21 protein-coding genes are annotated in these 20,034 nt (G+C 25.6%); 16 read left to right on the forward strand and 5 right to left on the reverse strand.

Annotated features, from left to right (window positions below; all coding sequences use genetic code 11):
• Positions 1-9 precede the first annotated feature (9 nt).
• The 8 genes from ABLL_RS04180 to ABLL_RS04215 all read left to right on the forward strand — a co-directional run bounded on the left by ABLL_RS04180 (position 10) and on the right by ABLL_RS04215 (position 8,458).
• Positions 10-801 carry a phytanoyl-CoA dioxygenase family protein gene (locus ABLL_RS04180; protein ID WP_014473533.1) on the forward strand — a complete coding sequence of 264 codons (792 nt, stop codon included), beginning with the start codon at positions 10-12 and terminating at the stop codon, positions 799-801.
• A gap of 21 nt (positions 802-822) precedes the next feature.
• Positions 823-2,754, forward strand: coding sequence for an acyltransferase family protein (locus ABLL_RS14650; protein WP_014473534.1), 1,932 nt, complete (start codon positions 823-825; stop codon positions 2,752-2,754).
• Positions 2,755-3,975, forward strand: coding sequence for an O-antigen ligase family protein (locus ABLL_RS04190; RefSeq protein ID WP_014473535.1), 1,221 nt, complete (start codon positions 2,755-2,757; stop codon positions 3,973-3,975).
• Positions 3,968-4,714 (forward strand): glycosyltransferase family 2 protein, encoded by a 747-nt coding sequence (locus ABLL_RS04195; RefSeq protein ID WP_014473536.1) that lies wholly within the window; start codon positions 3,968-3,970, stop codon positions 4,712-4,714. The genes ABLL_RS04190 and ABLL_RS04195 overlap by 8 nt, the downstream gene beginning before the upstream one ends.
• Positions 4,711-5,673, forward strand: coding sequence for a glycosyltransferase family 4 protein (locus tag ABLL_RS04200; protein WP_041654670.1), 963 nt, complete (start codon positions 4,711-4,713; stop codon positions 5,671-5,673). Before ABLL_RS04195 ends, ABLL_RS04200 begins: the two co-directional genes overlap by 4 nt.
• Positions 5,673-6,245, forward strand: a complete 573-nt coding sequence (gene rfbC / locus ABLL_RS04205) for a dTDP-4-dehydrorhamnose 3,5-epimerase (RefSeq protein WP_014473538.1) — start codon at positions 5,673-5,675, stop codon at positions 6,243-6,245. Before ABLL_RS04200 ends, rfbC begins: the two co-directional genes overlap by 1 nt.
• 9 nt (positions 6,246-6,254) lie before the next feature.
• Positions 6,255-7,997 carry a UDP-N-acetylglucosamine 4,6-dehydratase (configuration-retaining) gene (pglF, locus tag ABLL_RS04210; RefSeq protein WP_014473539.1) on the forward strand — a complete coding sequence of 581 codons (1,743 nt, stop codon included), beginning with the start codon at positions 6,255-6,257 and terminating at the stop codon, positions 7,995-7,997.
• Between the two features lie 62 nt (positions 7,998-8,059).
• Positions 8,060-8,458: a type II secretion system protein gene (locus ABLL_RS04215; protein WP_014473540.1), complete on the forward strand. Its 399-nt coding sequence runs from the start codon at positions 8,060-8,062 to the stop codon at positions 8,456-8,458.
• Between the two features lie 7 nt (positions 8,459-8,465).
• Here the strand turns inward: ABLL_RS04215 and ABLL_RS04220 are convergent, their stop codons facing one another.
• On the reverse strand, positions 8,466-9,269 hold the full coding sequence (locus ABLL_RS04220) for a DNA ligase (protein ID WP_014473541.1): 804 nt from the start codon (positions 9,267-9,269) through the stop codon (positions 8,466-8,468).
• Between the two features lie 135 nt (positions 9,270-9,404).
• Between ABLL_RS04220 and ABLL_RS04225 the strand changes: the two genes are divergently transcribed.
• Genes ABLL_RS04225 through ABLL_RS04240 form a run of 4 tightly spaced genes read left to right on the forward strand, consistent with a single transcriptional unit; the run spans position 9,405 to position 13,311 of the window.
• Entirely contained in the window at positions 9,405-9,962 is a 558-nt protein-coding gene (locus ABLL_RS04225; RefSeq protein WP_014473542.1) for an adenine phosphoribosyltransferase, read from the forward strand.
• Positions 9,963-9,977: 15 nt separating this feature from the next.
• Positions 9,978-11,186 carry a tryptophan synthase subunit beta gene (gene trpB, locus ABLL_RS04230; RefSeq protein ID WP_014473543.1) on the forward strand — a complete coding sequence of 403 codons (1,209 nt, stop codon included), beginning with the start codon at positions 9,978-9,980 and terminating at the stop codon, positions 11,184-11,186.
• A gap of 12 nt (positions 11,187-11,198) precedes the next feature.
• Positions 11,199-11,900 carry a DedA family protein gene (locus ABLL_RS04235; RefSeq protein WP_014473544.1) on the forward strand — a complete coding sequence of 234 codons (702 nt, stop codon included), beginning with the start codon at positions 11,199-11,201 and terminating at the stop codon, positions 11,898-11,900.
• A complete protein-coding gene (locus ABLL_RS04240) occupies positions 11,890-13,311 on the forward strand; it encodes a leucyl aminopeptidase (RefSeq protein WP_014473545.1) in 1,422 nt (473 codons plus the stop codon). The genes ABLL_RS04235 and ABLL_RS04240 overlap by 11 nt, the downstream gene beginning before the upstream one ends.
• 22 nt (positions 13,312-13,333) lie before the next feature.
• Here ABLL_RS04240 and ABLL_RS04245 read toward each other — a convergent pair whose 3' ends face one another.
• Genes ABLL_RS04245 through ABLL_RS04255 form a run of 3 tightly spaced genes read right to left on the reverse strand, consistent with a single transcriptional unit; the run spans position 13,334 to position 14,940 of the window.
• Positions 13,334-13,720 carry a biopolymer transporter ExbD gene (locus tag ABLL_RS04245; protein ID WP_014473546.1) on the reverse strand — a complete coding sequence of 129 codons (387 nt, stop codon included), beginning with the start codon at positions 13,718-13,720 and terminating at the stop codon, positions 13,334-13,336.
• Positions 13,717-14,226, reverse strand: coding sequence for a MotA/TolQ/ExbB proton channel family protein (locus tag ABLL_RS04250; RefSeq protein ID WP_014473547.1), 510 nt, complete (start codon positions 14,224-14,226; stop codon positions 13,717-13,719). The genes ABLL_RS04245 and ABLL_RS04250 overlap by 4 nt, the downstream gene beginning before the upstream one ends.
• 3 nt (positions 14,227-14,229) lie before the next feature.
• Positions 14,230-14,940 (reverse strand): energy transducer TonB, encoded by a 711-nt coding sequence (locus ABLL_RS04255; RefSeq protein WP_014473548.1) that lies wholly within the window; start codon positions 14,938-14,940, stop codon positions 14,230-14,232.
• 125 nt (positions 14,941-15,065) lie between these two features.
• On the opposite strand from ABLL_RS04255, the gene ABLL_RS04260 reads away from it, so the two are divergent.
• Genes ABLL_RS04260 through ABLL_RS04275 form a run of 4 tightly spaced genes read left to right on the forward strand, consistent with a single transcriptional unit; the run spans position 15,066 to position 19,432 of the window.
• Positions 15,066-16,253 (forward strand): TolC family protein, encoded by a 1,188-nt coding sequence (locus tag ABLL_RS04260; RefSeq protein ID WP_014473549.1) that lies wholly within the window; start codon positions 15,066-15,068, stop codon positions 16,251-16,253.
• Between the two features lie 5 nt (positions 16,254-16,258).
• Positions 16,259-17,527, forward strand: a complete 1,269-nt coding sequence (locus tag ABLL_RS04265) for an efflux RND transporter periplasmic adaptor subunit (RefSeq protein ID WP_014473550.1) — start codon at positions 16,259-16,261, stop codon at positions 17,525-17,527.
• Positions 17,517-18,221: an ABC transporter ATP-binding protein gene (locus ABLL_RS04270; protein WP_014473551.1), complete on the forward strand. Its 705-nt coding sequence runs from the start codon at positions 17,517-17,519 to the stop codon at positions 18,219-18,221. The genes ABLL_RS04265 and ABLL_RS04270 overlap by 11 nt, the downstream gene beginning before the upstream one ends.
• Positions 18,221-19,432, forward strand: coding sequence for an ABC transporter permease (locus tag ABLL_RS04275; RefSeq protein ID WP_014473552.1), 1,212 nt, complete (start codon positions 18,221-18,223; stop codon positions 19,430-19,432). Before ABLL_RS04270 ends, ABLL_RS04275 begins: the two co-directional genes overlap by 1 nt.
• Positions 19,433-19,462: 30 nt before the next feature.
• Here ABLL_RS04275 and ABLL_RS04280 read toward each other — a convergent pair whose 3' ends face one another.
• Positions 19,463-19,978 (reverse strand): ankyrin repeat domain-containing protein, encoded by a 516-nt coding sequence (locus ABLL_RS04280; RefSeq protein WP_014473553.1) that lies wholly within the window; start codon positions 19,976-19,978, stop codon positions 19,463-19,465.
• Between the last annotated feature and the right edge of the window lie 56 nt (positions 19,979-20,034).

Consider the following 20,034-nt stretch of genomic DNA (forward strand, 5'->3'; position numbering starts at 1 on the left):
AGTTTAGTGATGCTTAAAAATTTGGTAAAAAATAATAGGTATTTATTTTCTTTAGCTTTAAGCTATAAAGAAGGTAAACTTAAGCCAAAAAACAATTTTGAGGGTAAAGAAAAAGAATACTTAGAAGTATTATTTAGTGATGGGGTGGTTGTTATTCCTAATTTTTTTACGGAAGAACAATGTAATCAAATGATAGATTCTTTTGAAAATATTGATGAAAAATATGCAAAATTTTATGAGAATGATAAAAGAATTTTTGGAATAGAAAAATTAAGTGAAATTCATAAAAAACTTTTTTATGATGAAGAACTTTTTAAAAAAATTGGAGAATCTTATTTGGGAGATGAGTTAATACTTCAAACAACAATGGCTGCAAAAATTGTTCCTCAAAAGAATCAAAAATATGGTTCTGGTGGAGAATGGCATAGGGATAGTTTTTCGCGACAGTTTAAAGCAATAGCATATTTAGATAATGTGAACATGGATAATGGTCCTTTTATGTATATAAAAGGTTCTCACACTTTAAAAAATATAAAAAAGATTTTATTTGAATTAAAAAATCATAAACCAGCTTCAAATTTTAGATATACAAATGAAGAGATTATAGAATGTTGTAAAATACTAAATGAAGAAGTTACTTATTTTACCGCACCTAAAGGAACTTTAGTATTAGCTGATATTAGAGGATTACATACTGGTATGCCTATAAAAGAAGGACATAGATATGCAGTTTTTAATTATTATATTGCAAAATCTTTTCATCAAAAGAACAATAACATAGAAAAACTAACTAAATTTTAATTTTTACTTGAGGAATAAAGTTTGACATATAGGGCAGATATTGATGGATTAAGAGCATATGCTGTAATGAGTGTATTATTGTATCATGTTGGATTTTCATTTATAAAGGGAGGATTTGTAGGAGTAGATGTTTTTTTTGTTATTAGTGGTTTTTTAATGACAAAAATTATAAAAGAACAATTAGATAATAATAGTTTTTCTGTAAGAGATTTTTTTATAAGAAGAATTAAAAGATTATTTCCTGCTTTAATATTTGTCTTTATTATTACATCAGTAGCAACATTTTTTATATTTTCAACTTATGTTAGAAGTGAAATAATAGTTCAAAATATTTATGCATTATATGGAATTTCCAATATGAATTTTTGGTTTCAATCTGGTTATTTTGATGGTGATAAATTATTAAAACCAATGTTACATACATGGTCTTTAGGAGTAGAAGAACAGTTTTATATTTTTTGGGTAATTTCCATTTTAACTGTATATAGATTTGCAAAAGATAAATTGTTTCACACAATTATATTTTTTATATTAATAAGTTTTGGATTTAATGCAATATTTTTATCAGAATATTTTATAAATAATTTTGTACAAAGTGATTTAGAATTCTTTTCTTTTGATAAAATTAAGTCGACTGTGTTTTTTATGATGCCTTTTAGAATTTTTGAGTTTGCAATAGGAGGAATATTAGTATTCTTTTCTATTAGAAATAAAAGAATACAAGATATTACTGCTTTTATTGGTCTTTTTATATTACTATATTATTTTATAAATTTTTCTTCAGATAAAGTATTCCCGTATTATAATGCATTAATAGTTGTATTAGGAACAGCTTTGATAATGCTTTCAAAAGACGCTTTTTTTATAAAATTTTTTTTAGAAAATAAACCTACAGTTTTTATTGGAAAAATTAGTTATTCTTTATATTTAGTACATTGGCCATTAATAGTTTTTTGGTTTTATTTAGATGATAAGATTACAGATATAGATAGATTTATTATAGTTGTTATTTCTATTGTTATTTCTATATTGATGTATAAAAATATCGAACAAAAATTTAGAACAAATAATAAATCAAATAAACACTATGGCTTAAAATTTATTATATTAATTATTATATTAACAATAATTTTTATAGCTTTGAATAAGCTGATAAATACTGGTAGTAATACTAGAATAAATGAAATAATATATAAACAATTAGATATAAAAACTAATCAAAAACTTATAGTATCAAGTATTAATACAAAAAATTTTGAAGCTAATAATTTAAAAAAATTATTAGTTATAGGTGATAGTATGAGTAATGATATAAATTCTCTTCTTTCTTACACGAAAGAATTTAAAAGAAATTATCAATTAAGAACATTATGGATTAGTAATTCATGTCAATTTATGAAATATGATAGAAAAAAATTAGATTCTTTTAAAAATGATGAGAAATTGATAAATAATTGTAATAAAAGAACGGATTTTATATTAAATTCACAATTATTAAAAGATGCAGATTTTTTAATTATCACATTTGATTGGAGTTTCATACCAAAAGAGGGATTTGAAAATATAATAAAAGAAATAAATGAAAAAACCAAAGCTAAACTAATCGTTTTAGGTAAACGCCCTTATTTTACTAAAAGTAGGTCTGAATATATTAGTCATTCTTTAGTTGAATATAATAACATTCAAAATTTTGAATATTATATATATAAAAATAAAACTATGGATTCCGTGAATAATTTGATTAAGGAATATGCTCAAAATCTGGAATTAGAATTTATTGATGTAACCAATTTCCTTTGTAATGATAAAAAGCAGATATGCTATATGTTTGATAAAGAAGATAATCTTTTATATAGAGATTCTTTTCATTTTAGTATATATGGAGCTAAATTCTTTGCTCAAGATTTTTATAATAACTGTATTTCAAATTTAGTAAATAAGAAAGGAGATTAAATGCTAAAATATAAAATTATAAACTTATTTTTTTATTTTGTATTATTTTCTTCTTTTATTCATTCTGTATTAAGAATGTCTCCTGAAAGTTCATTTAGTTTATACAGAATTTTAATACCTTTTAGTTTGTTATTCTTTTTCGTACATCTACAAAAATATTCTAAGATTTTTTTCTTTTTCTTTATATTTATATTTTATAATTTTTTAATAGCTTTAATTTATTCAGATAATTTAAATTTTTATATTATTCAAACTTTTCATCATATTTCTATTTTAAATATATTATTAATTATTTATTATTTAGTTAAAAATGCAGAATATTATAGTATCTATAAATTTTTGAGATTTTTTGCCTTATCTTCTATTATTACTGCTATATTTCAAATCATATTTAATTTTAGATTGCCTAACACAGCAGAATATTTTGATGGTTCAGTTAGTGCATTTAATTGGAATCAAAATGAATTAGGAACAGCATTGTTAGGATTTACTCCATTATTATTGGTTTTTGAAAGAAATAACATATTCAAATACATATTTCTTTCTTTTTTAATTTTAATTTTTTATATCAATGATAGTAAGTTAAGTTTGATTGGATTATTCATTGCGTTATTCTTTTATTTTTTTAAAAAAAATATTTTAGAATTTAATAAATATTTAAAATTATCTATAATTGTATTAATTCCTTTAATTTTTTTAGTATTATTACTCTTGCCCTATGATGGAATTATAATTCCTTTTAGAGATTATGATATATCTTTGGGTGAATTATTATTTGAGCCATTAAAACAAATTTCAAATTTACAACCATTTCAAGATTCAGCAGGTTCAATTGCATCTAGAGCAAATGCAATTATTTTTTCTATAATTGAATTGAAAAATAGTTATTTTCTAGGAATTGGTTCTGGGAATAGCCTTCTCTTGTTAGAAAAATCAGAATACATATTAAAAAGTGCAAAAAGTATGCATAATCTTCCTTTTCAATTAATCGTAGAGCATGGAATATTTATTTTTGTTTTATTTACTTTATTGTTTATTTATTTTATTAGATTGATATATAAACAAAATTTGACAAAAATAGAATTACTTAAATTTATAACTATTCCTAGTATTTTTATAGGTTCAATGGGATCTTCAATAGGAATTTTTTCTAATTATTTTTTTATTTGTTGCTTATTTTTTATTATTTTATTAAATTCAAAGGAATCATATTATGAATGAGTTAGTATCAATAATTACCCCATCATATAAATCAGAAAGATTTATATCTCAAACAATAGAATCTGTATTGGCTCAAACTTATCAAAATTGGGAAATGATTATAGTTGATGATGTTTCCCCTGATAATTCAAATGAAATTATAGAAGAATATTGTAAAAAAGATAGTCGAATAAAAGTTATAAAATTAGAAAAGAATAGTGGACCTGCAATTGCAAGAAATAGAGCTATTGAAGAAGCAAAAGGAAGATATATAGCATTTTTAGATGCTGATGATATTTGGTATAAAAATAAACTTGAGAAACAAATTAAATTTATGAATGAAAGAAGTTTAGCATTAACATATAGTTCTTATGATTTAATGGATGAAGAAGAAAATGGATTAGGAAGTTTTATGACAAAAGATAAGATTACTTATAATGATTTACTTAAAACCAATAGCATAGGCTGTTTAACAGCGATTTATGATACAGAAAAGATAGGAAAAGTTTTTATGCCAAACATTATTAAAAGACAAGATTATGGACTTTGGTTAAAAATATTAAAAAAAGTTGATTATGGAGAAGGAATCCTTGAACCACTAGCTAAATATAGAATAATGAAGAATTCCGTTTCAAGTAATAAATTAGTTGCTGCAAAATATGTGTGGAAGTTATTTAGAGAGGTTGAAAGATTGAATATATTCAAAAGCTTTTATTATTTTTGTTTTTATGTATATTATGGAGTAAAAAAATATAAATGATTTACATAATTTTACTACTAATCTCTTTTTCTCTTACATCCTTCATTAAAAATTATATGATAAAAAAATCGCTCGTTGCCAGTGTGAATGAAAGAAGTTCTCATACAACTCCAACACCTCATGGTGGAGGAATAGCTATTGCTATTACTTGGTTTATAGGTTTATTTTATCTTTATTTTATTGGACAAATAGAAAATAATCTTTTTTATGCTTTGCTTTTTGGAGTTCTTATTTCAATAGTTAGTTTTTTTGATGATATTTATGAATTGAGCCCAAAAATAAGACTTATAATTCAAGCTATTGTTGCTATTGGTGGATTATATTTTTTAGGTGGATTTGAAACTCTTACTTTTGGTATTTTTGATATTTTAAATCCTATTTTTACAAATATTTTTGCTTTTTTTATGATAATTTGGTTTATAAACCTTTATAACTTTTTAGATGGTATTAATGGTTACGCAGGAAGTGAAGCGGTGTTTTTAGCAGTTACTGGATTTATTCTATTTGGTGGGAATCATTTTTTAGTTTTAGCTATTGCTGTTTTAGGATTTTTATATTGGAATTGGAACAAAGCTAAGATATTTATGGGAGATGTAGGAAGTACTCTCTTAGGATATAATATAGCAATTTTTACAATATATTATGCAAATCAAGAACCAACAAACTTTTGGATATGGATTATATTATTTAGTGTTTATTGGTTTGATGCAACTTTGACTTTAATACGAAGAAAACTGAATAAAGAAAGACTTTCACAAGCACATAAAAAACATGCATATCAGAGACTTACACAAGCAGGATGGAGTCACTACAAAGTTACAAACTATTCTATAGGGTTAAATATACTGTTATTTACAATTGTATTTTTTATATCAAATATTTTTGTAGCTTTTTTACTTGCTTTTGTAGTTTTAGTTTTAGTTATGAAATTTATAGATAGTAAAAAAGCTTTTGAATAATGAATTATAAAAGATTAGAAATTCGAGATTTAGTACTTTGTGAACCAACTTTTCATAAAGATAATCGTGGATTTGTTTATGAATCATTTAAAAAAGAGTCTTTTAATAATTTTTTAGGATTTGAAGTAGATTTTTGTCAAGATAATATTTCTTATAGCACGTATGGAGTTATAAGAGGACTTCATACAAATACTTTAGATTTTTCCCAATCAAAACTTGTAAGTGTTTTACAAGGCAAAATCCTTGATGTAGCAGTTGATTTTAGAGTAGGAAGTCCAAGTTTTGGAAAAGTAGTAAGTGTAGAGTTAAATAGTGAAGAAAATAAACAACTTTTCATACCAAGAGGATTTTTACATGGTTTTTCAGTTTTAAGTGAAGATGCACTTGTTATGATAAAAATTGATAGATATTTTGCAAGTGGTGAAAGTATAGGTATCAGATATGATGACAAAGATTTATCAATTGATTGGAAAATAGATGAAAAATTTGTTATTTTATCTGAAGCTGATAAAAAATTATCAAATTTTAAAGACATAAAATCACCATTTGTTTATGGTGAAAATTATTATTAGAAGGCTTTTATGAATTATCTAAGAGATAAAAGATTTTTAGGGATTATAGCAACGATTGTTATATCAATTTTTTCATTTTTTTTGGTGACATTTTTGTTAGGAAAAGGTGTTTTTTTAGAAGCTTTAAGCATTATTCTTATTTTTAGAGTGATTGCATCATTTTTATTTTTTGATGATTATAAATTATCTTGGTCAAAAGCCTCTACAAAAACTGGACTTATGAAAGTTATACTAGCTATTATAAGTTTTGTTGTTTATATGCCTATCTTGTATTATTGGTTTAAAATACCTTTTAATCTTATGTTTATTGATTTGATATTTTATACTTTTATAGTAAATATTTTAGTATATGTTTACAAGTATTATCATACAGTTGGAAGAAATCAAAAAACAAAAAAACTTGTGATATATGGTGCAGGAAAAGCTGGTTTGCAACTTCAAAGAGAATTTTTAAATAGTGAGTATCATTTAGTTTGTTTTATTGATGATGATGAAATCTTACATCATAGAAGTATAGATGGTATTTCTATTTATTCTCAAGAAAAATATTGTAGTTTATTTCAAGAAGAAAAATTCGATATGATGGTTATAGCTATGCCATCTGTCTCAAAAGATAGAATAAAAAATATTTATGGAACTATGCAAGGAAACTTTGATAGAATCAAAATTTTACCAAGTATTCAAAATATCTTGAAAAAAGAAGAGTTTACAAAACAACTAAAAGATATTTCAGTTGAAGATTTACTTGCTCGTCATCCAAAAGATTTAGATAAGAAACAAATAGAAAATTTTATTAAAGATAAAGTAGTTCTAATAACGGGTGCTGGTGGAAGTATTGGAAGTGAGATAAGTAGACAATGTAAAGCTTATGGAGCAAAACAATTAATACTTTTAGATCATAGTGAGTTTAATCTTTATTCTATTATGGAAGAATTAAAAGATGAAAATGTTATTCCAGTTATGCAAACAGTTAGAAATTTTGGTTTTATAGAAAATACTTTTGAAAAATATAAACCACAGATTGTTATTCACGCAGCTGCTTACAAACACGTTCCTTTAGTTGAACATAATATTTTAGAAGGTATTTCAAACAATATAATTGGAACTAAAAATTGTATAGATTTATCTATAAAATATGGAGTTGAGAAATTTGTATTAATCTCAACTGATAAAGCTGTTCGTCCAACAAACGTAATGGGAACAACAAAAAGAATTTGTGAATTATATGCTCAAAATGTAAATGCAGAAAATACAGAAATAGTAGCAGTTAGATTTGGTAATGTTTTAGGAAGTAGTGGAAGTGTTATTCCAAAATTCAAATCTCAAATAGAACAAGGTAAAAATATAACTGTAACTCATCCAGATATTACAAGGTATTTTATGCTTATTCCTGAAGCTTGTGAACTTGTACTTCAAGCAGCAAGTATTGGAAAAGGTGGAGAAATCTTTATACTTGATATGGGTGAACCTATAAAGATAGTTGATTTAGCTAAAAAAATGATAGAACTAAGTGGAAGAAATGAGATAAATATTGAGTTCTGTGGCTTAAGACCTGGTGAAAAACTATATGAAGAATTATTGATAAATGATAGCGATCAAAAAACAAAGTATGAATCAATCACAGTTGCAAGCCCAACGAATTTTGATATAAATAAACTAAATCAAAAAATTGATGATTTACTTGTTTGTGATGATAAAATAGCAAAATTAAAAGAAATTGTTCCTGAATTTAATCATCAGCTTAATAATTAATAATATTATCTTAAGAAACTATAACTTATAATCTTTTAAATTATTATTTAAAGGATTTAGTTATGAAATCTGCCTTTTCTTTACTAGAATTGATTTTTGCGATAGTTATTTTGGGGATTATTGCATCTTTTGCTGTTCCAAAATATATGGATACAAAAGATAGTGCTTTGGTATCAACTATAAAAAGAGATATAAATACAGCTATAAATTCTATTCAAAGTTATTATTTATTAAATCAAAAGATAGAAAAAATAAGTGATACTATGAATGTAAATGATACAAACTGGACAATTGCTGATTTAAAAATGACTGATAAAAATTCTTGTTTAAGTTTAGAAGTAAAAACAGATTCAAATAGTACAAAAACTTTAGAATTAACTATTGATGATACAAAAGATACAACTATTTGTAAAAAGATTCAAAATTCAGGTTTAGTAAGTAAAACTTATGAATTGTATTAAAAGAGTTTTACTCTTTTTTTCTAATTCTTAAAAAAGAGGCAAATTTTGGTTTGTTGTTTTTTGTAAATCCATAATATTTAAAAGTTATAATTTCACCAATTTTTGGTGGATTTAGTCTTTCTTTATTTGAAAAACCACCGCCAAGATTGAAAACTATACCGTTTTTTAGTTTTATAACTAAACTTTTAAAGTTTTTCTCTTTATTATAATTATGACCTATTACAACTCCCTCATCATCGAAAAATGTTTTTACTTTTAAAATATTATTTGTTCTTCCATTTTCATAGTCTAAATATGGATTTTTTAAAATTATTCCTTCTGCTTTTTTATTTACTAATTCTTCTAAGTATTTATTTAAATGTTTTTTATCTTTACAAATTATTTGAGGAATAATTTTTATGTAATTATTTGGATTTTTATTTAACCAGATTCTTATTTTTTCTAATCTTTTATCAAAATTTCCTTTTACATTGGGGACTTCAAAGATATTATACGTTATTTGTTGCCAATCTTTTGATGGATTTGTATCAAGAACTATATTTTGAATATTCTCGAAATCATCTCTTTTTGTATAAAGTTCCCCATCTAGTTCAAATGGTGGAAAATTTTTTGTAAACCAAATTGGTGCATAGATTTTATTTCCATTTTTACTAAGTAGTTCTTTACCATTCCAATAAGCTCTAATTCCATCTAATTTTTCACTCATATACCATCCGTTTATTTGATGTTTAGTTTCATCATAAATATTTGCTTTTTGTAAATCTAGTGCATACATTGAGATATTTAGTAAAAAGATAAGTATAAGTTTCATTTTTAAATCCATTAAATAATATAATTTATTATATTTATAATATTCTTAAATATTTGAAAAACATCATAAAACCATAATAAATATTTAGCTAAAATAATCCACTTTTCAGAAGAAATAGATATAAAAGGACTCAAATTGGGTGAGAATAAGATATTAGATGAAAATAGCAAAAAGATATTATTAGATTCAATTAGAAGTGTAAAAGATTTTCCAAAAGCGGGCATTGTATTTAAAGATATTACGACTTTATTAAATAACAAAGATGCATTTAAACTTTTGATGAATCACTTAGAAGATAGATATAAATCTTATAATTTAGATTATATTGCTGGAATTGATTCAAGAGGTTTTATATTTGGTTCAGCTTTAGCAGATAGATTAGGTGTTGGTTTTGTTCCTGTTAGAAAAAAAGGAAAATTACCAAACACAACTGTTTGTGAAAAATATGAGTTAGAGTATGGTTTTGATGAGGTTGAACTACATCTTGATGCTTTCAATAATCAAAAAAATGTAAATGTTTTATTAATTGATGATATTATTGTAAGTGGTGGAACTGCATACGCAGCAGCAAATTTAATCAAAAAACTTGATGTAAATTTAGTTGAAATGTGTTTTTTAATGAATATTCATATTTTAAATGGTGCAAAAAAATTAAGTGAAGTTGCACCTGTATATTCTGTATTAGAAATTTAATAAAAAGAGAAATAAATGAGTAATTATATTCCAAAACCTAGTATTTTTGATCCTGATGATAAAGGACAATTTGGTATTTTTGGAGGTCAATATGTACCTGAAACTTTAATGCCAATTTTAAAAGAATTAGAAGCAACATATAAAAAATATAGATTTGATGAAGAGTTTTGGGCAGAAGTAAATGCTTTATTAAAAGATTATGTAGGACGAGAAAATCCACTTTATTTTGCAAAAAATATAAGTGAAGAAATAAGTGCAAAAGTTTATTTAAAAAGAGAAGATTTAAATCATACGGGCGCTCATAAAGTAAATAATGTTATAGCTCAGGGATTACTCGCTAAAAGAATGGGTAAAACGAAAGTAATTGCAGAAACAGGAGCTGGACAACATGGAGTTGCAACTGCTACAATTGCAGCACTTATGGGATTAGAATGTACAGTGTTTATGGGTGCAAAAGATGTAGAAAGACAAGAATTAAATGTATTTAGAATGAAACTTTTAGGTGCTAAAGTAATAGCAGTTGAAAGTGGAAGTAAAACTTTAAAAGATGCAATGAATGATGCTATTAGATATTGGGTTACAAACGCACGTGATACATTTTATATAATTGGAACAGTTGCAGGTCCTCATCCATATCCTATGATGGTGCGAGATTTTCAAGCAGTTATAGGTTATGAAGCAAGAAAACAGATTTTAGAAAAAGAGGGAAAACTTCCTGATTATGTTGTTGCATGTATTGGTGGTGGATCAAATGCAATAGGTATGTTTTCACATTTTTTAGAAGATAAAGAAGTAAGTTGCGTTGGTATTGAAGCTGGTGGTTTAGGGTTAGATACTGATAAACATGGATGTAGTTTGGAAAAAGGAAGTCCTGGAGTATTACATGGACAATGTTCATATTTACTTCAAGATGAAGATGGACAAATTTTAGAAGCTCACAGCATAAGTGCAGGGCTTGATTATCCAGGAATTGGACCTGAACACGCTTTTCACAAAGATAATAAAACAGTAAGTTACGATTCTATAACTGATAAAGAAGCTTTAGATGCTTTTGTATGGTTGAGTAGAGCAGAGGGAATTATTCCAGCTTTTGAATCATCTCATGCAATTGCATACTTAAAAAAAGCAAAAGAAAAATTAAAAGGAAAAATAGTTATCATAAGTCTATCTGGACGTGGAGATAAAGATATGATACAAGCAAAAAGTTTGTTAGATTTTAAGTAGTAGGGATAAAATGTGAAAGAACTTTTTAGAAAGATCCAGCCTTATTCAGGGAAGATATTAACTATTATTTTAATAGTGTTTTTCTCTTTTCTTATTTACAATTTATATCAGGCTCCTGTTGAAGGAATTGAAGAAAAGTTTATATACCTACTTAAAAAATATGGTTATATAATTCTTTTTGCCTGGGGAATGCTTGAAGGTGAAGCTGGTCTGATTATGGCTGGATTATTGTCTCATACTGGTGATATGAATTTATATATAGCTATTTTTGTAGCTGGACTTGGTGGCTTTGCTGGTGATCAAGTCTATTTTTATATTGGAAGATTTAATAAATCTTATGTTCACAAAAAATTTAAAAATCAAAGAAGAAAATTTGCCCTTGCTCATTTATTACTTAAAAAGCATGGTTGGCCTATAATTTTTATACAAAGATATATGTATGGAATGAGAACAGTTATTCCCATTTCAATTGGTCTTACAAGATATAGTGCTAAAATGTTTGCGTTTATAAATCTAATATCAGCTTGGTGTTGGGCTGCCCTTACAATAGTACCAGTTTGGTATTTTGGAAACGAAATATTAGTTGTATTAGAGTGGATAAAAGAGCATTGGTATTTAGCTATTCCAATTGCTGCTATATTTGGTGGAAGTATTTTATACTATATAAATCAAACTACAAAAAAAGTAGAAAAAAGAGGTCAAAATGAAGATTAATTTAGTAAAAAAAAGTGAAAAAGTTAGTTCAGAAATTGAAATAATTTTTGTAAAAGAAATTGATAGTATTGATAATGACAAAGAACTTTTAGAAATTCTTGATTTTAAAGCAAAAGATGAAACTTGTGTTTTATTAGCTGAATCTAAAAAAGTTTATGTAGGATATGAAGAAAATAGTTATGATTGCATAGCAATAGCAGTAGCAACAGCAATTAAAAAAATCCAAACAACAAAATTTAAAAGTGCAAAAATTGAATTAACACCTGAATTAGAAGAACATTTTAAAGCTTTAGTTGAAGGTGCAGTGTTAGGTGAATATAAATTTACTGATTATAAATCAGAAAAAGATGAAAAAATAAAATTAGAGTTAGACATAGTAGTTGAAGAAAAATCATCTAAACTAGAAACAATTTTAAAAGAATCAAAAATTATATCAAAAGCTGTAAATAAAGCAAGAAATATGGTAAATACAGCTCCTGCTGATTTTTATCCTGAAATTATGGCTTCTGTGGCTGAAGAAATTGCAAAAGATGTAGAAATAAAATGTGAAATACATGGTGAAAAATATTTAGAAAAACACAATATGATGGCAATGCACAGTGTTGGACGTGCCTCTGTTCATGAATCAAAACTTATTCATCTAACATATAAACCTAAAAATCCTAAGTTTAAAATTGTTTTAGTTGGAAAAGGTTTGACATATGATTCAGGTGGTTTATCTTTAAAACCAAGTGATTTTATGGTTACAATGAAAGCTGATAAATCAGGTGGTTGTGCAGTTTTATCAACACTTTGGGCAATTGCAAAATTAGAACTTCCATTTGAAGTTCATGGAATAGTTGGTGCGGTTGAAAATATGATAGGTGGAAATGCATATAAACCTGATGACATTTTAACAGCAAGAAATGGGAAAACAATAGAAGTAAGAAATACAGATGCAGAAGGAAGATTGGTTCTTGCAGATTGTTTATGTTATGCTCAAGATGAAATCAAAGATATTGATTATATTTTTGATTATGCTACATTAACAGGTGCTTGTGTAGTTGGTGTTGGTGAGTATACAACAGGAATTATGGGGAATAATGAAGTATTAAAAAGAAATACAGTTGCCAGTGCTTTAAAAGCTGGAGAATATGCAACATCATTAGATTTTAACAGATATTTGAAAAAAACTATTAAATCTGAAATTGCAGATATTTGTAATGTTGCAAATACAAGATATGGTGGAGCAATAACTGCTGGAATGTTCTTAGACAATTTTATTTATGATGAAAATAAAAGTAAATGGGTACATTTTGATATAGCAGGTCCTGCATATGTAGAAAAAAATTGGGGATATAACTCTATTGGAGCAAGTGGAGCAGGGGTAAGAACTACAATTGGATTTTTACAAGATTTATTAGAAAATTAAAATAATGGGGAAACCCCCATTATTATTTTTTAGGTTCTGTAACAAGTGAGATATTAAAAAATTCATTTTTTTGTAATATTTCTAAAATCTCAACTATCTTTTCATATTTTACATCTTTGTCAATTCTAAAGATTATATTTTTTTGTTTATTATCTATTAATTCTATCTCTTTTTCTAGTTCTTCTAAGGTTGTCTCTTTACCAAAAAGTGCAAGCTTTTCACCATCAAGTTCAATAACCAACTCTTTTTCTTTTAATTCTATTTCTTGCGCTGTTGAGCTTGGAAGATTTAAAACTAAAGCAAGTTCATCTTTTTTGAATACAGAAGATACAATGAAAAATATAAGTAAGATAAAAACAACATCAATAAGTGGCGTAATATCTGGAGTTAATATTTCTCTTTTTTTCATATCTTTTTAAGAACCTCTTTTTGAATTTTTAGTTCAATATCATCTAAAATTCCCACAATATAGTTGTATCCAATATAATGAGGAATCGCTACAATTAAACCAGCTATAGTTGTGATTAACGCAACAGAAATTCCATTTGAAAATATAGATGGATCACCTAAACCACTTTTTGTAATAGAATCAAATGAATCTAAAACACCAATAACTGTACCTAAAAGACCAAGTAAAGGTGCAACAGATGCGATTATTTTAACAGTATTTAATCCAAATTCTAATTTTCTAATTTTTCTATTTATATAATTTTCAATAGAATCTTTTTTAAATTCTTGACTATTTGACTTCGCAAAATTAATGATTTCAGATATCAGAAGTTCTCTTTTATTTCCAGATAACGCAATAACAACAAGTTTCCAAAACATAATTGTAAAACCTATAATATTTAGAAAAATAAGTATATAAACTATTATTCCACCCCTATCAATATAATTGATTAAATCAATTCCCATTCATTAGCTCCTTGTGATTTGATAAACAATTGGTACAGTAATTTCCCAAGAGTTTTTATTTAATTTATCTGGTATTGGTTCAAAATTACTAATTTTGGTTAAAATCTCAATTGCTGCTTCATCTAACTTTTCAAAACTTGATTTTTTAACTATTCTTACGTTTTTGATTTGTCCATTTTTTGAAACAACAAAACAAACATGAACTTTTCCCATTTGGTTTAATCTTTTAGCAGATTTAGGATAGATTTTATTTTTTTCTATCAACATTCTAATTTTGGCTAAATATTCATTTTCCAAAGCATCTTTTAAAGATGGATCAATATCTTTTTCTACACTTTTAATATCAGAAGAACTCTCAAGTGGAACAACTTCTTTTATTTCCTGTTTAACTTCTTTTATCTCCTCTATTTTTTTTTCAACCTTTTTTTCAACTTTTTTCTCTTTTTTATGATGTTCTTTTTTCTTCACTTGTTTGATTTTATTTTTACTTTCAGTTTTAGGTAAAGGTTTAATTTCAACAGGTTTCTCAATAACTGGTTCTACCACAGGTTCAGGCTTTTTTAATACTACATTTTGTAAATTTATCTTTGTAACTTGAGCAGGAGGTTCAGCAGGTAATTCCACCTCTTCAGTGACTTTTAAATTTGCAAATAGTAACAAATGTGCTGATATTGTTAGTGTTAATATAACTAATAGACTTTTTTTGTTTTCCATAAGTGCAATTTTAATACAATATTGATAATAATTATCTTAATTGAAATTAAATATTAAAAAGTTGTTAAAAAATCATTAAAAGAAAATATATATAATTCAACTGAATAAAAAAGAAGGATTGTCATTTGCGTAAAATAATAGTATGCTCACTATTTTGTAGTTTAGCCTTTGCAAATAACCTAGATATTTTGCAAAAAGATAAAAAAGAATCAAGAGAACTCGAAAAGAAATACATTGAATCAAATTATGAGAGTAATAAAAATGATTGGATTTCTCCTATAAATTTAAATTCAAGTTTAAATAGAAGTCATTCAATATCTAGTGATAATGATAAATTTTCAAAAAGTGTATCCATTGGATTTACACAAAGTATTTATGAATCAGGTGGTATAGAATTTACTATTCAGTATGCAAAGGATAAACTAAAGTATGATTTATTATCTTGGGAAAACCAAAATTCTCAACTTCTAGAATCAATTTACGATACATTACTTGAAATATCAAAATTAAAATTGCAAATTGAACAAAGTCGTTATAAACTTGAAAATAAAGATATAGAATTAATTATAAAAAAGATTCAATATGAAGCAGGTAGAACTGATATTGTAGAGTTAAATAATGCAATTATGGCAAAAAACACTCAATTTAAAGATAACATTTCTTTAGAAAATTCTTTAAAAGATAAAGAGTATGAGTTATCAAAATATACAGATTTAAAATATGATGAAATAGAAATCTTAGATTTTAAAAATGTTTCGAAAGAGGATTTTATTAATTATAATTTAGATTTTTTACAAGAAGATTCAAAAGTTGAAATGTTAAATACAAGTTATAAAAAAACAAAAACAAACTATCTTCCAAAAGTCTCTTTAGGTGCAACAGGTTCTTATTCTAATATAGATGATTTGATAAAAAATGCAAATGAAGATGAAACTTCTGCCTCAGCATCTCTAACGCTTTCTGTTCCTTTATATGATTATAATAAATCAAATAAATTACAAGATTCAAAATTGGAATATTTAAAACAAAGAAGCCAAGTAAATGATTTGAAAAATGAAATTGCATATGAATATGAACAGATATTAAATCAAATAGATACATATGAAAAATATAATAAAACTATAGATGATAATATTAAATTATATAATGAATTAATAAGTGCAAATATAAGTTCAAATGAAGCTGGAATGACTTCTGTATATGATTTAGATATATTAAAAAATACAAAAAAAATAAACGAGTATGATATGTTGATAAATGATATAAATATCAAATTAGAATACTCAAAACTATATTTTAAGATTAAAGGCTAAAGTAAATGCAAGATACAAAATTGATTAAAGAATTAGATAATTATGGAAATAAGAAATCAAAAAAAGTATATTTTTGGACGATTTTGATTGGCTTATTAGTATTAGTTGGAGCGTATTATTATTTTATATATAAAAAGAATCAAAATGTTCAAACAGTTGAATACTTAACAAAAAAAGTTACTAGAGGAGATTTATCTGTTGTTGTAAATGCAACGGGAAATTTAAATCCTACAAATAGCGTTGATATTGGTATTGAGGTATCAGGAACGATAAAAGAAATTTATGTAGATTTTAATGATGAAGTTGAAGTAGGGCAAGTTTTAGCAAAACTTGATACAACAAAATTACAATCAGAAGTTGATAGTTTAACAGCATCATTAACTATTGCAAAAGCAAACCAAAAAGAGAGTGAAGTAAATCTTAGAAATAAAAAGTCTGTTTATGATAGAACTTTAAAAATGTTTAAAAGTTCAGGTGGAAAATATCCATCACAAAATGAATTAGATGATACAAAATTCACTTATGAAGCTGCAATATCATCTTTGGAAGCTTCAAAAGCTAAGGTTGAGCAAGCAGTTTATAATCTAAAAACAGCTCAACAAAATCTTGAAAAAGCTGTAGTAAAATCTTCTATTAAAGGTATTGTTTTAAATAGAGAAGTTGAAGTTGGACAAACTGTTGCTGCTTCAATGTCAACTCCAACTTTATTTACTTTGGCAAAAGATTTGACAAATATGGATTTGATTGTAAGTATAGATGAAGCGGATGTTGCAGATATTAAAAAAGATTTACCAGTTAGTTTTTCAGTTGATGCATATCCAAATAGAATATTTCAAGGGAAAATAAAACAAGTAAGATTAAATCCAGTTGATGTAAATGGAGTAATTACTTATGAAACAGTAGTTTCAGTGAATAATGAAGAATTACTTTTAAGACCAGGTATGACAGCAACTGCTAAGATTATTACTAAACAAAGCAAAGATAAGTTAATTATTCCAAATGGTGCTTTACGATTTAAATTAAAAAATCAAACCTTAGAAAAACAAACAACAATGAGCTTTGTAGGACCTCCAAAACGTCCATCAGGTGATAATGGAGCTAAAAATATAGCAAAAAAAGAGTTTTCTACAATATATGTTTTAGAAAATAATCAGCCGAAAAAAATGATGATTAAAGTTTTAGATACAGATGGGAAATCAACAACAATTGAATCAAAAGATTTAAAAATTGATGATGAGGTAATAATCTCTCAAAAGAGTGATAATGGAAACTAAAAAAACTATCATTGAATTTAAAAATATTGTAAAAACTTATGGTGTAGGTGAAGCTCAAACTTTTGCTTTAAATGGAGTAAGTTTTACAATAAATGAAGGTGAATTCATCGCTATCATGGGAGCAAGTGGTAGTGGAAAATCAACTTCTATGAATATGATAGGATGTTTGGATAAACCAAGTAGTGGCGAATATCTTTTTAATGGAATTAATGTTGAAAAATTAAATAGAAATCAAATGGCACTTTTACGAAGAAATTATTTAGGATTTGTTTTTCAAGGCTTTAATTTATTAGGAAGAACATCAGCATTAGAAAATGTTGAATTACCTTTGATTTATAGAAAAGTTCCAGCAAAAGAAAGAAAAACTTTAGCATTTGAAGCTTTAAAAAAAGTTGGTCTTGAAAGTGTTGCTCATCATACTCCTGCTGAATTAAGTGGTGGACAGCAGCAACGTGTTGCAATTGCAAGGGCAATTGTAACAAATCCTTTAGTTTTATTAGCTGATGAACCAACAGGAAATCTTGATAGTATAAAAAGTTTAGAAATTATGAATTTATTAAAACAGTTAAATGAAGAATCAGGAATTACTATAATTATGGTAACACATGAGGAAGAGATGGCAAAATTTGCAAATAGAGTTATCTATTTTAGAGATGGTCATATTGAAGATAGTTTGAAAAAAGGATTTAAATAATGTTAGTAAATGCCTTTTTAATTGCTTTAAAAGAGATACGAAGAAATATATTAAGATCTTTTCTTACAATATTAGGAATTGTAATTGGAGTGGCATCAGTTATTGCTATGGTTATGATAGGTGATGGAACAACAGAAAATGTAAAAGAGAGTATTTCGAAATTAGGAACAAATATGTTAACTTTAAGAGTGGGACAAGAAAGACGAGGACCACCACGAGAAGATAATAGTTCTAAACCTTTTACAAATGAAGATATAACAGCAATAAAAAATGAAGTTCAAAATATAAAAGCAGTTGCAGCTGAAAATTCTGCAACAGTTAATGTGGTATATGGAAATAAAAGTAATAGTTCTTCTGTAATTGGTACAAGTAATGATTATTTTATTATAAAAGATTGGGAAGTAACTGATGGAAGAACATTTGATGATGCTGAGTTAAATAGTGGAAAATCTTCTTGTATAATTGGTACAACAATAGTAAAGCAACTGTTTGAAAATGAAAATGCAGTTGGTGCAAATATTAGATTAAAAAATTTCTCTTGTAATGTAATTGGGGTTTTAAAATCAAAAGGAGCAGCAGCTTTTGGTAGAGATCAAGATGAAATAGTTATCGTTCCTCTTAAAATGTTTCAAAGAAAAATAAAAGGAGATAAAGATATATCTTCAATTCTTATTTCCATAACTGAGGGCAAATATATAGAAAATGCAAAAACTGAAATTACATCACTTATGCAAGAAAGAAGAAATATAAAAATAGGAGAAACTGATAATTTTTATATAAGAGATATGGAAGAAATACTTTCAACAATGACATCAACTACACAAATGTTAACTTATCTTTTGGGTTCAATAGCTGCAATTAGTTTACTTGTTGGTGGTATTGGTATTATGAATATTATGTTAGTTTCTGTAACAGAAAGAACAAGAGAGATAGGTGTTAGACTTGCAATTGGAGCAATGGAAAGTGAAGTTTTACTTCAATTTTTAGTTGAGGCAGTTGTTTTATCAACTTTAGGTGGAATGATTGGAATATTATTTGGACTTGCAATTGGATATATTGTTGTTCATTCAATGAGCTTAGCATTTATTATAAATAATCAAATAATTATGATTTCATTTTTCTTTTCAACTTTAATTGGTGTTGTATTTGGATATTTCCCAGCTAGAAAAGCTGCAAGATTAAATCCAATTGATGCTTTGCGATATGAATAAATTTTAAGTAGAAATTCTAAAGATTTCTACTTAATTATTTAACTCTTTGAATTTTTCTATTAGAAAATCAATTTTTAGATTGTTTGCAAGATTTATTGCACTATTACCTAAAAAATCTTCGTGTTCTATATTTGCACCATTTTCAATAAGATAACTTATACTATTTTGTTTATTGTATAAAATTGCATAAATCAAAGGAGTAGAGTTTATATCATCTATTTCATTTATATCTAAACCACAATTTTTTAGGCATTTGATAATTTTTATATTATCTTTATAAACAGCATAATTAATAGCAGATAAATTTGGAGAAACTTCTGTACTTATATTTAGTTCAAGTAACTTTTTTATTATATCTGTTTTGTTTTTGGAAATTGCCCAATATAGAGCATTTCTTCCCCTATAATCTCTTGCATTAATATTTAAGACACGTAGTCTAAACATCTCGATTAACATTTCCCATTTTTCACTATTAATAAGTGATGAAAATATATTTGCAACAATTTTTTCATTTAAATTCTTTTCAAGAAGATGATTATTAGACATATTAATCCTTTATAAAAATGATAATTGTTATCATAATATAAAGAATCTTAAGTGGA

It is taken from the genome of Arcobacter sp. L, from assembly GCF_000284235.1.
In the GTDB taxonomy this organism is placed as follows: domain Bacteria; phylum Campylobacterota; class Campylobacteria; order Campylobacterales; family Arcobacteraceae; genus Aliarcobacter; species Aliarcobacter defluvii.